Genomic DNA, 13250 nt, shown 5'->3' on the forward strand with positions numbered 1-13250 from the left:
CTTCTACATCGCCAAGAAGGACCAGGAGGAAATCGTGGTCTCGCTGGAGCACGACAGTCCCGAGAGCTGGGGCGGCCAGGTCACTCTCGGCGACGGCTCCAGCTACTACATCGAGCCGATCCCGCAGCCCAAGCTGCCGATCACCGTTCGCGCCAAGCGAGCCGGCGAGGCCTAGGAGCATGAATGCGCACACGCCATACGGCCAGGCACGACTGCCGGCCCATCTGGCCCTGCGCATCGCCCTGGCTGCCCGCGTGCTCAAGGGGGTGGATACCGCCCTCCTGCTGCGCGCCCTGATCGCCGCCGTCGGCGAGCCGATCACCGAGGCCCGTCTGGCCAAGCTGCGCGGCTCCCGCCTGCGGACCCGGCTGCTGGAGGCCGGTGGTGGCGGCGAAGCGTCGCCGGTCATCTCCGAAGGCCAGCTGCAGCGTGCCCTCAGCCTGCTCAAGGGCCGCGGCGTGCGCATGCCGGAGGAGCCGCCGCCGACGCCGCAGCCCTACCGCGAGGGCGAGCTGCAGGATTCCGTGCGCATCGCCTGCGCCTCGGACAACGGCGAGCGCCTCGACGGCAGCTTCGGCAACTGCGCGCGCTTTCTCGTCTACCAGATATCGCCCAGCGCCAGCCGACTCATCGACGTCCGCCAGCCCGGCCCCTGCTCGGCGGAAGAGGACCGCAACGCCCTGCGCGCCCAGCTGCTCGCCGACTGCCAGCTGCTCTACACCCTGAGCATCGGCGGGCCGGCGGCGGCCAAGGTGATCCGCGCCGGGGTGCACCCGGTCAAGCTCGCCCGGCCGCAGCCGGCGCGGGAAATCGTCGAGGAGCTGCAGCGGGTGCTGGCCACCGCGCCGCCGCCCTGGCTGGCCAAGGCCATGGGCGCCGAGCCCGGCCGTCGCGTGCGTTTCACTCAGTAACCGCTTCCTCGAGGAACCAGCCATGATCAGCCAGTCCCTTCTCGACGACGTTATCCGCCAGGCCGAGCAGTCGGTGCTCGACGAAAGTCTGCTCGTCGGCCTGCGCAGCGCGCATCCCGGCGTGCATTTCACCTGCTGCATGGACGACGACATCGTGGTCAACGCCAAGCCGGTCGCCGAGCGACCGGGTTTCAACGTCTACCTGGTCAACTCCAGCAACCACTGCTCGGTGCTGACCAACGACCTGGACGGCGCCTCCGGCATCGTCCTGGCGGAAATCATCCCGGACTGAGGTTGGCCATGCGCGACGATCTAGGCGAGGACATCACTCCCATCGGCGACTGCCGGGCCTGCAGCTTCCGCGGCAACCTGCTGCTCGCCGGGCGTTGCAGCCCCGGCGATGCCTGCGTGGCGGTGGAAAGCGGGCGGCAGATCGACCGCTTCTTCCGCAACAACCCGCACATCGCCGTGCATTACCTCGGCGATCCCTTCTGGGAGCGCCGCGCCATCGCCGTGCGCTACTCCCCGGTGGAAGCACTCGCCCCGCTGATCCGCGACAGCGACGAGGCGGTGCGCCGCGCCGTGGCCTATCGCCTGCCGCGCGAGCAGCTCATCGCGCTGATCCACGACGAGGATCGCGAGGTGCGCATCACCGTGGCCGACCGCCTGCCGCTCGAGCAGCTGGAGCAGATGGCCGCCGACCGGGACTACCTGGTGCGCGCCTACGTGGTCCAGCGCATCGCCCCGGGCCGGCTGTTCCGCTTCATGCGCGACGAGGACCGCCAGGTGCGCAAGCTGGTGGCCAAGCGCCTACCGGACGAGAGCCTCGGCCTGATGGCCCAGGACCCGGAGCCGGAAGTGCGCCGCATCGTGGCCTCGCGCCTGGCCGGCGCCGACGTGGTGGAAATGCTCTACGACCCGGACTGGACGGTGCGTCTGGCTGCGGTGGAGAACGCCCCGCTGGAATCTCTGCGCGAGCTGGACGAGCAGGACCCGGAAGTGAAGCGGGCGATCGAGGAGCGACTGGCGGCTGGGCGCTAGTCCGCCGCGGCGGTCAAGCTGTCAGCGTGGCCGCTGCAGGCGCCTGGTGTTGACCAGCTCCACCGCTCGCGCGCGCAGCTGGCCGCAGCCGCCCTCGACGTCCTGGCCGGCCGAATTGCGCACCTTGGTCAGCACGCCGCGGCTGTGCAGGTAGCGCACCATCTCGACGATCCGCTCGCTGGCGGGGCGCCGGTAGTCGTCGGCTTCCAGGCTGTTGTAGGGGATCAGGTTCATCACCGCGTACTTGCCCTTGAGCAGGCGAAGGATACCGTCCAGCTCCTCCTGGCCGTCGTTGATCCCGGCCAGCAGGGTCCACTGGTACTGGATCGGGTAGCCGACCGTGCGGGCGTAGCGCTCGCCCAGTTCGACCAGCTCCGCCGGATCGATGGGCGGGGCTTTGGGCAGCAGCTCCCGGCGCAGGTCGGCGCGGGTGCTGTGCAGGGACAGGGCCAGGGCAGGTTTCACCCGCTCCTGCGGCAGGCGTTCGAACACCCGCGGATCGCCGACGGTGGAGAACACCAGGTTCTTGTGGCCGATGTTGCCTTCGCTGCCGAGCAGGTCGATGGCTTCCAGCACGTTGTCCAGGTTGTGCGCCGGTTCGCCCATGCCCATGAACACCACCTTCTTCACCGGGCGGAAGCGCCGGGCGAGGGCGACCTGGGCGACGATCTCGGCGCTGCCCAGCTGGCGCAACAGGCCGCTCTTGCCGGTCATGCAGAACACGCAGCCCACCGCGCAGCCGACCTGGCTCGACACGCACAGCCCGTCGCGGGGCAGCAGCACGCTTTCCACCATCTGCCCGTCGGACAGCTCGACCAGCAGGCGCGCGGAGCCGTCCGCCCCCGGGTGCTCGGAGCGCAATCGCACCAGGCCGTCCAGTTCGCGGACCAGCTGCGGCAGCGCCTCGCGCACGGCGAGGGGCAGGAAGTCCTGCGCCTGCTGGTTGCGCCGGCCGCTGTCCAGCGGCCGGCCCTGCAGCCAGGCACGCAGGATCCGCCCGCTATGGAGGGGCAGGGCGCCGAGCTCGGCGAGGCGGTGGTGAAGGTCTTGGATGCGCATGGGGCGCGCATCCTATCACCCCGCCGGGGCGAATTCATGCGCCCGCGACCTTCCGTCCGGCGGATAGCCCGTCCGCCGCCGGTGGCGGGGGCGGTTCCGCTTCCCCGCTTGTCACAAAACCGACACCCCGACGCCTTTGCGACAAAGTCATGAAGCTACAAGTCCCGAAAAATCAGTGAGTTAGCTTCTGGTACAGGCATTGCACCATCCCCTCCAGAGAGCTGCACCTACGACCAGAGGGGTATGCGATGAAAGCCAAGGATATTGCCGAGCTGCTCGACGAGCCCGCCTGCAGCCACAACAAGAAGGAGAAGTCCGGCTGCTCCAAGCCCAAGCCGGGCGCCACCGACGGTGGCTGCGCCTTCGACGGGGCGCAGATCGCGCTGCTGCCGATCGCCGACGTGGCGCACATCGTCCACGGGCCGATCGCCTGCGCCGGCAGTTCCTGGGACAACCGCGGCACCCGCTCCAGCGGCCCCGACCTCTACCGCATCGGCATGACCACCGACCTCACCGAGCAGGACGTGATCATGGGCCGCGCCGAGAAGCGCCTGTTCCATGCCATCCGCCAGGCGGTGGAGACCTACGCGCCGCCGGCGGTGTTCGTCTACAACACCTGCGTGCCGGCGCTGATCGGCGACGACGTGGAGGCGGTGTGCAAGGCCGCCAGCGAGCACTTCGCGACCCCGGTGGTGCCGGTGGACGCCGCCGGCTTCTACGGCACCAAGAACCTCGGCAACCGCATCGCCGGCGAGGCCATGGTCAAGTACGTGGTCGGCACCCGCGAGCCCGAGCCGGTCCCGGTGGCCAGCCAGCGCCCCGGCATCCGCGTGCACGACGTCAACCTGATCGGCGAATACAACATCGCCGGCGAGTTCTGGCACGTGCTGCCGCTGCTCGACGAACTGGGCCTGCGGGTGCTCTGCACCCTCTCCGGCGACGCCCGTTTCCACCAGGTGCAGACCATGCACCGCGCCGAAGTGAACATGATGGTCTGCTCCAAGGCCATGCTCAACGTCGCCCGCAAGCTGCAGGAGCGCTACGGCACGCCCTGGTTCGAGGGTAGCTTCTACGGCATCACCGACACCTCCCAGGCGCTGCGCGATTTCGCCCGGCTGATCGGCGACCCCGATCTCAGCGAGCGCACCGAGGCGCTGATCGCCCGGGAAGAAGCCAAGATCCGCCGCGCGCTGGAGCCCTGGCGCGAGCGTCTGTCCGGCAAACGCGTGCTGCTCTACACCGGCGGGGTGAAGTCCTGGTCGGTGATCTCCGCCCTGCAGGACCTGGGCATGAAGGTGGTCGCCACCGGCACCAAGAAGTCCACCGAGGAGGACAAGGCACGCATCCGCGAACTGATGGGCGACGACGTGAAGATGCTCGACGAGGGCAAGGCGCGGGTGCTGCTGAAGACCGTGGACGAATACAAGGCCGACATCCTCATCGCCGGCGGCCGCAACATGTACACCGCCCTCAAGGGGCGCATTCCCTTCCTCGACATCAACCAGGAGCGCGAATTCGGCTACGCCGGCTACGACGGCATGCTCGAACTGGTGCGCCAGCTGTGCCTGACCATCGAGAGTCCGGTGTGGGAGGCGGTGCGCCGCCCGGCGCCCTGGGCCGGCGCCGCATCCCAGGCGGCGCCGCTGAACGTGGTGGCTGCGGCCCCGCTCGCCGCCCCGACCAAAGCCGCGTGAGGGACAGACCATGGCCGAGATCGTCAACCGCAAGAAAGCCCTGGCCGTCAGCCCGCTGAAGGCCAGCCAGACCATGGGCGCCGCCCTGGCCTTCCTCGGCATGACCCGCAGCATGCCGTTGCTGCACGGCTCGCAGGGCTGCACCGCCTTCGCCAAGGTGTTCTTCGTCCGCCACTTCCGCGAGCCAGTGCCGCTGCAGACCACGGCGATGGACCAGGTCAGCTCGATCATGGGCGCCGACGAGAACATCGTCGAGGCGCTGAAGACCATCTGCGAGAAGCAGGACCCGGCCGTCATCGGCCTGGTCACCACCGGCCTCGCGGAAACCCAGGGCTGCGACCTGAACAGCGCCCTGCACCAGTTCCGCAGCGAATACGACGAGTACGACAAGACCGCCATCGTCCCGGTCAACACCCCGGACTTCACCGGCAGCTTCGAGAGCGGCTTCGCCGCCGCGGTGAAGGCGATCGTCGAGACCCTGGTGCCCGAGAGCCACGGCCAGGCCGGCCAGCGCCCGCGCCAGGTCAACGTGCTGTGCACCGCCAACCTCACCCCCGGCGATCTGGAGTTCATCGCCGAGAGCATCGAGAGCTTCGGCCTGCGGCCGCTGCTGATTCCCGATCTGTCCGGCTCCCTCGACGGCCACCTGGACGACGTCCGCTTCAACCCGCTGACCACCGGCGGGCTGACCCTGGACGAGTTGGCCACGGCGGGGCAGAGCGTCGCCACCCTGGTGGTCGGGCAGAGCCTCAATGGCGCCGCCGATGCGCTGGCGGCGCGCACCGGCGTGCCGGACCGGCGCTTCGGCGTGCTGCTCGGCCTCGACGAGGTTGACGCCTGGCTGACGGCGCTGGCCGAGATCAGCGGCAATCCGGTGCCCGAGCGCTGGCAGCGCCAGCGCCGCCAGCTGCAGGACGCCATGCTCGACACCCACTTCATGCTCGGCTACGCCCGGGTGGCCATCGCCGCCGACCCCGACCTGCTGCTCGGCTTCGACGCCCTGCTGCGCGGCATGGGCGCGCAGACCGTCGCCGCCGTGGTGCCGGCCAAAGCGCCGGCCTTGGCGGCCTCGCCTCTGGCGAGCATCCAGGTCGGCGACCTGGAAGATCTGGAGCAGGCGGCCGGCGCCGGCCAGGCCCAGCTGATCCTCGGCAACAGCCACGCCCTGGCCAGCGCCCAGCGCCTCGGCGTGCCGCTGCTGCGCATGGGCTTTCCCCAGTACGACCTGATCGGCGGCTTCCAGCGCTGCTGGTGCGGTTACCGGGGCACCGCCCAGGCGCTGTTCGACATGGCCAACCTGCTGGTCGAGCACCATCAGGGCATCCCTGCCTATCACTCGATCTACGCGCAGCAACCCGCAACCGAACCCCAGCAGCAATGGAGGCACTGAAGCCATGGCCAGCCCGACCCGACAACTGCAGGTACTGGATGGAGAGGACGACGGCACCCTGCTGAAGGTCGCCTTCGCCTCGTCCGATCGCGAGCACGTCGACCAGCATTTCGGTTCCTCGCGCTCCTTCGTCATCTACGGCGTCAACCCGGAACAGTCGCAGCTGCTCTCGGTGGTCGAGTTCGGCGAGCTCGACCAGGACGGCAACGAGGACAAGCTGGTGACCAAGCTGGAGCTGCTCAAGGGCTGCATCGCCGTCTACTGCCGCGCCTGCGGCGCCTCGGCGGTGCGCCAGCTGATGGCCATCGGCGTGCAGCCGGTCAAGGTCGCCGAGACCGCCCGCATCGACGAGCTCATCGAAACCCTCCAGGCCGAGCTGCGCGAGGGCCCGTCGGCCTGGCTGGCCAAGGCCATCCGCCGTACCCAGGGGGCCGACCGCCAGCGTTTCGACGCCATGGCCGCCGAGGCCTGGGACGAATAGGACCCGACCGAATCACCACGAGGAAGCAACCATGTTCGATGCACAGGAACAACAAGCCGTCGTCCGGGAAGACGACCAGGCTCTGCAGCAGCCGATCATCAGGCAGATGGTCGTGCAGCTGCGCGCCATGGACAGCTACGGCACCTACGACACCTGGAGCGATGCCCGCGTGCTCGACCCGCTGGTGCTGACCAAGGAGCGGCGCAAGGCCATTCCGGTGGTGGGCGATCCCGACGAGACCACCATTTCCCGGGTCAAGGCCTATTACAACGCCCTCGCCCAGCTGGTCGAGGGCGAGACCGGACTGCTGGCCGTGCCGGTGATCAACATCACCCACGAAGGCTTCGGCCGCGCGCTGATCCTGGTCGGCAAGCTGGTGGCCCTGGACAAGACCCTGCGCGACGTGCACCGCTTCGGCTTCGAGTCCCTGGACGCGCTCGCCGGCGAGGCGCAGAAGCTGGTGGACAAGGCCGTCAGCCTGGTCAACGGCAATCGGGCGGTCGCCGAGCTCTGAGGGTAGCCAGATGAACGAAGAAGAACTCAAGGCCCTGAAGAAGGAAGTCAGCCAGAAGAAGCGCATCGCCACCGACTGGGCTTCGCAGATCCACGACCTGGTCGAGGATCGTCTGCTGACCGACTACGACACCTTGCCGGAGCTGGCCCGGCAGGCCCACCAGGCCTGCGTCGACTGGGCCGCGGCCAAGGCCCGGCTGGAGGCCGCCGAGGCGGTCTGAGCCGGCAGGGCGAGCCGGCCCGGCGCCGTCCGGGGCCGGCCGCCGATTCCAACCCAAGATCCAGAGCGGGCTTCGAACCGCCGTTTCGACAACCGTTAGCCACCGCCACCGCCGGTGGCGGGCAGGAGATAGTACATGGCTGAGGCAATGATTACCGGGCGTACCCGGGGCGGGGCAGAGTGGACTCCGGAGTTCGTCACCGAACTCGACGCGAAGAAGTGCATCGGCTGCGGCCGCTGCTACAAGGTCTGTCCGCGCGACGTGTTCACCCTGGTCGAGCGCGCCGAGATGGTCGAGGACGACGACTTCTACGACGACGACGACGAGATGATGGTGATGACCATCTCCGACGGCCTCGACTGCATCGGCTGCAAGGCCTGCTCCGCGGTCTGCCCGAAGCAGTGCCACACCCACCAGGCCCTGGCGGGCTGAGGAGAGGCGAACATGGCCAAGCCGGAATTCCACATTTTCGTCTGCATCCAGCGGCGCGCCGACGGGCATCCGCGCGGCAGCTGCGCGGCCAAGGGCGGCGAAGCGCTGTTCAACGCCTTCAGCCAGGTGCTGATCCAGAAGAACCTGCTGGGGCGCATCGCCCTCACCGGCACCGGCTGCCTCGGGCCGTGCCAGGCCGGCGCCAACGTGCTGATCTACCCCGGTTCGCTGATGTACAGCTGGGCCGAACCGGGCGATGCGGAAATCATCATCGACCACCTGCTCAAGGGCGAGACCTACGCGGACAAGCTCGCCCCGGCGGAAATCTGGTAACGACCATGGCCGACGTGCTGCTGTTCGGCTCCGGGCGGGCGTTCTTCTCCGACAACCCGCCGAAGGAGCTGCGCTACCTGCTCAACAGCGCCCTCTGCGCCGAGCGTCCCGAGGCAGTCGAGGCCCTGCTGCTGGAGGCGCGCAGGCGCTGGCCGCAGGAGCCGGACGCGTACATCGGTCTGTACAAGTTCTATTTCGTCTCGACCCGCTACGCCGAGGCCGAAGCGGCGGTCTGGGCCGCCCTGCGCGCGGCCGCCGGCGCGGCCGGCTTCGACCGCAACTACCGCCGGCTGCGTCCGGACAGCGCCGACTGGTCGCTCCGGCGCGGGCCGGAACGGCTCTACCTGTTCAGTCTCAAGGCCCTGGGCGTCATCCGCCTGCGCCGGGCCAAGGTCGAGCAGGCCCGGCAGGTTCTGGAGAAGCTGCTGGAGCTGGACCCTGGCGACGAGATCGGCGGTGGCGCCTTCCTGCACATCGCCCGTTCCTTCAAGGAGGATGCCGCATGACCCTGGAACAGCGCCTCAAGGAGGCGCAGCCTTTGTTCGCGGAAATCTGGCAGGCCCTGCACGGCGCCCTCGAACGGGTCGGCTTCGACAAGGACCTGGCGGTGACCGGCACGCCCTGCAGCCATGCCGAACTGCGCGAAGACCCCTTCGATCACAGCCAGACCCTCTACGCGGAGTGGCGCACCCCCCATGGCTGCCTGATGGGCAGCATCCTGATCCATGGCGACGGCCAGGCCTTCGCCGAGTTCGACGTGCTGATGCCCCACCCGCGCAAGCCCGACTGGGTGATCGAGGCCGCCACCGCCTGGGGACGGCCCGGTTCCCTGAAGAGCGAGCTGCGCCTGCTGCCGGCGCTGGATTCATGAACGCCCTGTACGACTGGCTGCTGGACAGCGCCGCCAGCGCCGCCCGCGACGAGCCGGTGCGCAGCCTGCAGATCGGCCTCAGCTGGACCCTGGCGGAAGTGGCCGACGGCCTGGGCTTCGCCTTCAGCCCGCGGCAGGTGCCGCGCACCCTGGGTTGGGCCGGTACCCTCAGGGGCCAGCCCAGCGACCGACTGCGCGACTGGCTTCTATCCTGGGACGCCGCGCAGGCGGTGGTCGGCCTGGCCCTGGTTAACGCCGCCGTCAACCGCGCCTCGCCCTGCCTGCGCCAGGCCGAACCGCTGCGCGGCGAGGTCCCCGGGCATCTGCGCGTGTTCGCCCATTTTCGCCCGCGGCTGGACGGCCAGCGGGTCGTGGTGATCGGCCACTATCCCGGACTGGAGCGGCTCTGGCAGGACTTCCCGTACCATTGTCTGGAGCGCAACCCGCAGGATGGCGATCTGCCCGACAGTGCTGCGGATTACCTGCTGCCCCAGGCCGACTGGGTGTTCATCACCGCCAGCAGCCTGGCCAACAAGACCCTGCCGCGGCTGCTCGAGCTGTCGCGCCAGGCCCGGGTGGTGCTGATGGGGCCGAGCCTGCCCTGGCTCTACGACTGGCGCCATTTCGGCGTGGACTACCTGGCCGGGGTGCAGGTGCTGGATGCCGACGCCGCCCGCCAGGTGGTCGCCGAGGGCGGCGGCACCCGGCTGTTCCAGGGCCCCGTGGAGTACGCCTTGCTGGCGCTGGATGCATGAGCGAGCTGTTGCCCGGCTATGCCGGACTTCCCTGGCGGATGCTGGTCTGCCACAAACACCCGGTCAGCGCCCGGCTGCGCTTCCTGGTTCCGCTGCGTTCCGGGGTGGTGCTGCCGCAGGCCCTGCCGCGCCTGGCGGTGATCGCCGAGCCCGGTGGCGGGCCGCTGGTGCAGAGCCACCCGGCCAGCGCTCTGCGCAGCCTGCAGCGGACGCTGGGGATCGACAAGGAGCTGACGCTGGTCAGCGAATTCCAGTTGCACATGGAGGTGCCGGGACTGCTCCTGCCGGTCTACCTTGCCGCGCTGCCGGGCCACGATCTCTGTGTCCCGCCGCCGGGGACGCGCTGGATCGAGCTGCCGCAGAGCATCGGCATGCCCTGGCTGGATCGGGAGCTGCTCAGGCGCGCCTACGAGGTGCTGATCGGCTGAGCCGCCCGGGGGAATGCGGGGCGCAGCGCGAATGCGCCGCGCCCCGTACCGCACTCAGGCGCGCAGCAGGGCCTTGACCAGCTTGGGCGACAGCTGCTCTTCGGTGAATTGCGGCTCGTTCGGCGGATACAGGACGTCTTCGACGATGTTGAATCCGTGCTCCTTGCCGAGGGCGATCATTTCGCGGACCTTTTCGCAGGCCTTCAGCTTCTCGCCCAGGGCCTGATCGGCACGGGCCTGGTCGGAGAAGGCTTTGATTTCCTTGATGGACATGCTTCGTTCTCTCTGTCGCGGTTACTAAAGCCGGGCTCCACTGCGCCCGGTACAGGGCTTTAGCAACTTTGATGCCCTCGAAAAACTGCCTATGAATCAGTAAGTTAGTCATGGGGCATGTCGCGTTTGCGACAACGGCGATGGCGGCTTGCGGTAATTCGGACAGTCCGGCGGCAGGGTTCAGCGGGCGTGCTGGAAGGTCTTCACTGCCGAGACCAGCAGCAGCGCGCCGATCAGCGTTGTCAGCCAGGCGGTCGGCACGGCGCCCAGCAGCAGGCCGCCCAGCGCGGCGCCGAGAACCGAGCCGGCGGCCATCCCGCGCATCAGCGGCCGCTCCTGGCGCAGGACCGCGAAGGCCTGGGCGCGCGCATAGCGGACGAAGCCGACGATCATCGTCGGCAGGCTGACCATCAGCGACAGGCTGCCCGCGACCTTGGTGTCCAGGCCGTAGAGCAGCACGATGGTCGGGATCAGCAGCTCGCCGCCGGCCACGCCAAGCAGGGCGGCGACCATGCCGATCAGCAGACCGGCGAGCACCCCGGCCAGCAGGCGCAGGGCTCCGGGCTCGAGGAGCGGCGCGGGGCTGCCGGCGTGCCGGCCCGACCAGGCCTCGGCCAGCATCACCAGCGCCAGGCCGAGCATCAGCAGCATGACGATCCGGTCGAGCCAATGCCGCGGCAGCCTGATGGCATGGCCCGCCGCCCACCAGGCACCGACCAGGCTGCCGGCGAGGAGGTTGAGCACCACGTGCAGGTGGGGCGCGAGAAGGTCCGGCGAAATGGCGCCGCCGCGAAAGAGCAGGGCGGCGCTCACCACCACCAGGCTCATGGCCTTGTTGAGGATCACCGCCTCCAGGGTGCCGAGGCGGAACAGGGCGACCAGCACCGGCAGGCGGAACTCCGCGCCGCCGAGACCGATCAGCCCGCCCAGGGTGCCGATCAGCGAGCCGGCGAGGAATCCCTGCCCGCTGCGGGAAAGGTCGGACATGGCGTTTGCCTTCGGGGCGCGCTCGCTCATTCCAGCAGCGCCACCGCCTTGATCTGCGCCCACAGCGCCTTGCCCGGGGCGATGCCGAGCAGGTCGCAGGAGCGGCGGGTGATGCGCGCCAGCAGCGGCGTGCCGTCGGCCTCCAGGCGCACCAGCACGTGGGCCGGGGTGTCGGCCGCGGCCACCTCACGGACGCGGGCCGCCAGGATATTGGTGATGCTGCTGTTCTCGTTGCGCTCCAGGGCCAGGCTGACGTCGCGGGCGTGCACGCGAAAGCGCAGCCGCTGGCCGAGCGGTTCCGGGCGGCGCGCCACCAGCACCTGGCCGCCGGGGAAGTCCAGGCGGGTCAGGTGATAGCGGTCGTCGTGCTCGGCCACTACCGACTGGATGACCACGCCGGCGTCCTCGGCGAAGGCGGTCGGCAGGTCGAGCCGGGCCAGGGTTTCCTGCAGGCCGCCCTGGGCCACCGCCCGGCCCCGGTCGAGCAGCACCACGTGGTCGGCCAGACGGGCCACCTCGTCGGGGGCGTGGCTGACGTAGAGGATGGGGATGTCCAGCTCGTCGTGCAGGCGTTCCAGATAGGGCAGGATCTCGTTCTTGCGCTTGTGGTCGAGGGCCGCCAGCGGCTCGTCCATCAGCAGCAGGCGCGGGCTGGTGAGCAGCGCGCGGGCGATGCCGACCCGCTGCCGCTCGCCGCCGGACAGGTGCCCGGGCATGCGTTCGAGCAAGTGGCCGATGCCGAGCAGTTCGAGGACGCGTTCCCAGGACACCCGGCGGATCGCCGCCTTGACCCGGCGCATGCCGTATTCCAGGTTGCGCCGCACCGACAGATGCGGAAACAGGCTGGCCTCCTGGAACACGTAGCCGAGGGCGCGCTTGTGCGGCGGCACGAACAGTCCGCTGGCGCTGTCCTGCCAGCGCTCGCCGTTGACTTCCAGACACGCCTCCGGCGCCCGCTCCAGGCCGGCGACGCAGCGCAGACAGGTGGTCTTGCCCGAGCCGGAATGGCCGAACAGGGCGGTGACGCCGCGGCCGGGCAGGCGCAGGTCGACATCCAGGGAGAAGCCCGGATAGGCCAGGCGGAAGCGCGCGCGGATGCCGCCGCCGGCGTCCTGTGCGGGCGCGGCGGAGCGGGCCGGCCAGGCCAGGAGGCGTTCGGCGGTGTCGATCGGTTCGCTCATCGGTTCCAGCCCTGCTTGAGGCGCGTGCCGTAGAGCACCAGCAACACGAGGAAGGAGAACGCCAGCATGCCGCCGGCCAGCCAGTGGGCCTGGGCATAGTCCATGGCCTCGACGTGATCGTAGATCTGCACCGAGACCACCCGGGTCCGTTCGGGGATGTTGCCACCGATCATCAGCACCACCCCGAATTCGCCCACGGTATGGGCGAAGCCGAGGATGGCGGCGGTGACGAAGCCGGGCCTGGCCAGCGGCAGGACCACGCTGAAGAAGGTGTCCCAGGGACCGGCGCGCAGGGTCGCCGCCACCTCCAGCGGGCGCTCGCCGATCGCCTCGAAGGCGTTCTGCAGCGGCTGCACCACGAAGGGCAGCGAGTAGAACACCGAGGCGACGACCAGGCCGGCGAAGGTGAAGGGCAGGGTGCCGAGTCCGAGACTCTGGGTCAGCTGGCCGACGAAGCCGTGGGGCCCCATGGCAATCAGCAGGTAGAAGCCGAGCACGCTGGGCGGCAGCACCAGCGGCAGGGCCACCACCGCGCCGATCGGCCCCTTCAGGCGCGAACGGGTGCGCGCCAGCCACCAGGCGATCGGCGTGCCGAACAGCAGCAGCAGGAGCGTGGTCAGGCTGGCGAGCTTGAGGGTCAGCCAGATCGCCGCGGTATCGACGCTGTCGAACTGGGGCAT

At 69.5% G+C, this 13250-nt stretch carries 20 protein-coding genes; 15 read left to right on the forward strand and 5 right to left on the reverse strand.

Translation table 11 applies throughout. The annotated features are described in order from the left end of the window. The 4 genes from nifT to ACFOJE_RS10735 all read left to right on the forward strand — a co-directional run. Window positions 1–175, forward strand: a 175-nt coding sequence (gene nifT, locus ACFOJE_RS10720; protein ID WP_377814419.1) for a putative nitrogen fixation protein NifT, incomplete at its 5' end; no start/stop codon positions are given. Between the two features lie 4 nt (window positions 176–179). Next, entirely contained in the window at window positions 180–911 is a 732-nt protein-coding gene (locus ACFOJE_RS10725) for a dinitrogenase iron-molybdenum cofactor biosynthesis protein (protein ID WP_377814334.1), read from the forward strand. 22 nt (window positions 912–933) lie between these two features. Further along, on the forward strand, window positions 934–1203 hold the full coding sequence (locus tag ACFOJE_RS10730; RefSeq protein ID WP_377814335.1) for a DUF6129 family protein: 270 nt from the start codon (window positions 934–936) through the stop codon (window positions 1201–1203). An 8-nt stretch (window positions 1204–1211) separates the two neighbouring features. Continuing rightward, window positions 1212–1952 carry a 4Fe4S-binding leucine-rich repeat protein gene (locus ACFOJE_RS10735; RefSeq protein ID WP_377814336.1) on the forward strand — a complete coding sequence of 247 codons (741 nt, stop codon included), beginning with the start codon at window positions 1212–1214 and terminating at the stop codon, window positions 1950–1952. Window positions 1953–1973: 21 nt separating this feature from the next. On the opposite strand, the gene ACFOJE_RS10740 is transcribed toward ACFOJE_RS10735, so the two are convergent. Next, window positions 1974–3011 (reverse strand): RNA methyltransferase, encoded by a 1038-nt coding sequence (locus ACFOJE_RS10740; protein ID WP_377814338.1) that lies wholly within the window; start codon window positions 3009–3011, stop codon window positions 1974–1976. Window positions 3012–3259: 248 nt separating this feature from the next. Between ACFOJE_RS10740 and nifE the strand changes: the two genes are divergently transcribed. The 11 genes from nifE (at window position 3260) to ACFOJE_RS10795 (ending at window position 10129) form a co-directional block, all read left to right on the forward strand. Next, window positions 3260–4705, forward strand: coding sequence for a nitrogenase iron-molybdenum cofactor biosynthesis protein NifE (gene nifE / locus ACFOJE_RS10745; protein ID WP_377814339.1), 1446 nt, complete (start codon window positions 3260–3262; stop codon window positions 4703–4705). A gap of 10 nt (window positions 4706–4715) precedes the next feature. Next, window positions 4716–6095 (forward strand): nitrogenase iron-molybdenum cofactor biosynthesis protein NifN, encoded by a 1380-nt coding sequence (gene nifN, locus ACFOJE_RS10750; protein ID WP_377814340.1) that lies wholly within the window; start codon window positions 4716–4718, stop codon window positions 6093–6095. Between the two features lie 4 nt (window positions 6096–6099). Next, window positions 6100–6576 carry a NifB/NifX family molybdenum-iron cluster-binding protein gene (locus tag ACFOJE_RS10755; protein WP_377814341.1) on the forward strand — a complete coding sequence of 159 codons (477 nt, stop codon included), beginning with the start codon at window positions 6100–6102 and terminating at the stop codon, window positions 6574–6576. Window positions 6577–6607: 31 nt separating this feature from the next. Beyond that, window positions 6608–7090, forward strand: a complete 483-nt coding sequence (locus tag ACFOJE_RS10760; protein WP_377814342.1) for a NifX-associated nitrogen fixation protein — start codon at window positions 6608–6610, stop codon at window positions 7088–7090. 10 nt (window positions 7091–7100) lie between these two features. Continuing rightward, the gene (locus ACFOJE_RS10765) at window positions 7101–7310 is read left to right on the forward strand and encodes a CCE_0567 family metalloprotein (RefSeq protein ID WP_377814343.1); all 210 of its coding nucleotides are present in this window, start codon (window positions 7101–7103) and stop codon (window positions 7308–7310) included. A gap of 135 nt (window positions 7311–7445) precedes the next feature. Beyond that, a complete protein-coding gene (gene fdxB, locus ACFOJE_RS10770) occupies window positions 7446–7742 on the forward strand; it encodes a ferredoxin III, nif-specific (protein ID WP_377814344.1) in 297 nt (98 codons plus the stop codon). 12 nt (window positions 7743–7754) lie between these two features. Continuing rightward, complete coding sequence (locus ACFOJE_RS10775) at window positions 7755–8075, forward strand: 2Fe-2S ferredoxin (protein WP_377814345.1); 321 nt, start codon at window positions 7755–7757, stop codon at window positions 8073–8075. A 5-nt stretch (window positions 8076–8080) separates the two neighbouring features. Beyond that, window positions 8081–8581 (forward strand): hypothetical protein, encoded by a 501-nt coding sequence (locus tag ACFOJE_RS10780; protein ID WP_377814346.1) that lies wholly within the window; start codon window positions 8081–8083, stop codon window positions 8579–8581. After that, window positions 8578–8946: a hypothetical protein gene (locus tag ACFOJE_RS10785; protein ID WP_377814347.1), complete on the forward strand. Its 369-nt coding sequence runs from the start codon at window positions 8578–8580 to the stop codon at window positions 8944–8946. The genes ACFOJE_RS10780 and ACFOJE_RS10785 overlap by 4 nt, the downstream gene beginning before the upstream one ends. Next, the gene (locus ACFOJE_RS10790) at window positions 8943–9701 is read left to right on the forward strand and encodes a Rossmann-like domain-containing protein (RefSeq protein WP_377814348.1); all 759 of its coding nucleotides are present in this window, start codon (window positions 8943–8945) and stop codon (window positions 9699–9701) included. Before ACFOJE_RS10785 ends, ACFOJE_RS10790 begins: the two co-directional genes overlap by 4 nt. After that, window positions 9698–10129, forward strand: coding sequence for a hypothetical protein (locus ACFOJE_RS10795; protein ID WP_377814349.1), 432 nt, complete (start codon window positions 9698–9700; stop codon window positions 10127–10129). Before ACFOJE_RS10790 ends, ACFOJE_RS10795 begins: the two co-directional genes overlap by 4 nt. A 54-nt stretch (window positions 10130–10183) precedes the next feature. On the opposite strand, the gene ACFOJE_RS10800 is transcribed toward ACFOJE_RS10795, so the two are convergent. The 4 genes from ACFOJE_RS10800 to modB all read right to left on the reverse strand — a co-directional run bounded on the left by ACFOJE_RS10800 (window position 10184) and on the right by modB (window position 13250). Continuing rightward, window positions 10184–10402, reverse strand: a complete 219-nt coding sequence (locus ACFOJE_RS10800; protein WP_377814350.1) for a Nif11-like leader peptide family natural product precursor — start codon at window positions 10400–10402, stop codon at window positions 10184–10186. A gap of 180 nt (window positions 10403–10582) precedes the next feature. Further along, window positions 10583–11389, reverse strand: a complete 807-nt coding sequence (locus ACFOJE_RS10805; protein WP_377814351.1) for a TSUP family transporter — start codon at window positions 11387–11389, stop codon at window positions 10583–10585. A gap of 26 nt (window positions 11390–11415) precedes the next feature. Beyond that, complete coding sequence (modC, locus tag ACFOJE_RS10810) at window positions 11416–12570, reverse strand: molybdenum ABC transporter ATP-binding protein (RefSeq protein WP_377814352.1); 1155 nt, start codon at window positions 12568–12570, stop codon at window positions 11416–11418. Then, window positions 12567–13250: a molybdate ABC transporter permease subunit gene (gene modB / locus ACFOJE_RS10815; protein WP_377814353.1), complete on the reverse strand. Its 684-nt coding sequence runs from the start codon at window positions 13248–13250 to the stop codon at window positions 12567–12569. The genes modC and modB overlap by 4 nt, the downstream gene beginning before the upstream one ends.

It is taken from the genome of Azotobacter bryophylli, assembly GCF_042643485.1.
GTDB classification, from domain to species: domain Bacteria; phylum Pseudomonadota; class Gammaproteobacteria; order Pseudomonadales; family Pseudomonadaceae; genus Azotobacter; species Azotobacter bryophylli.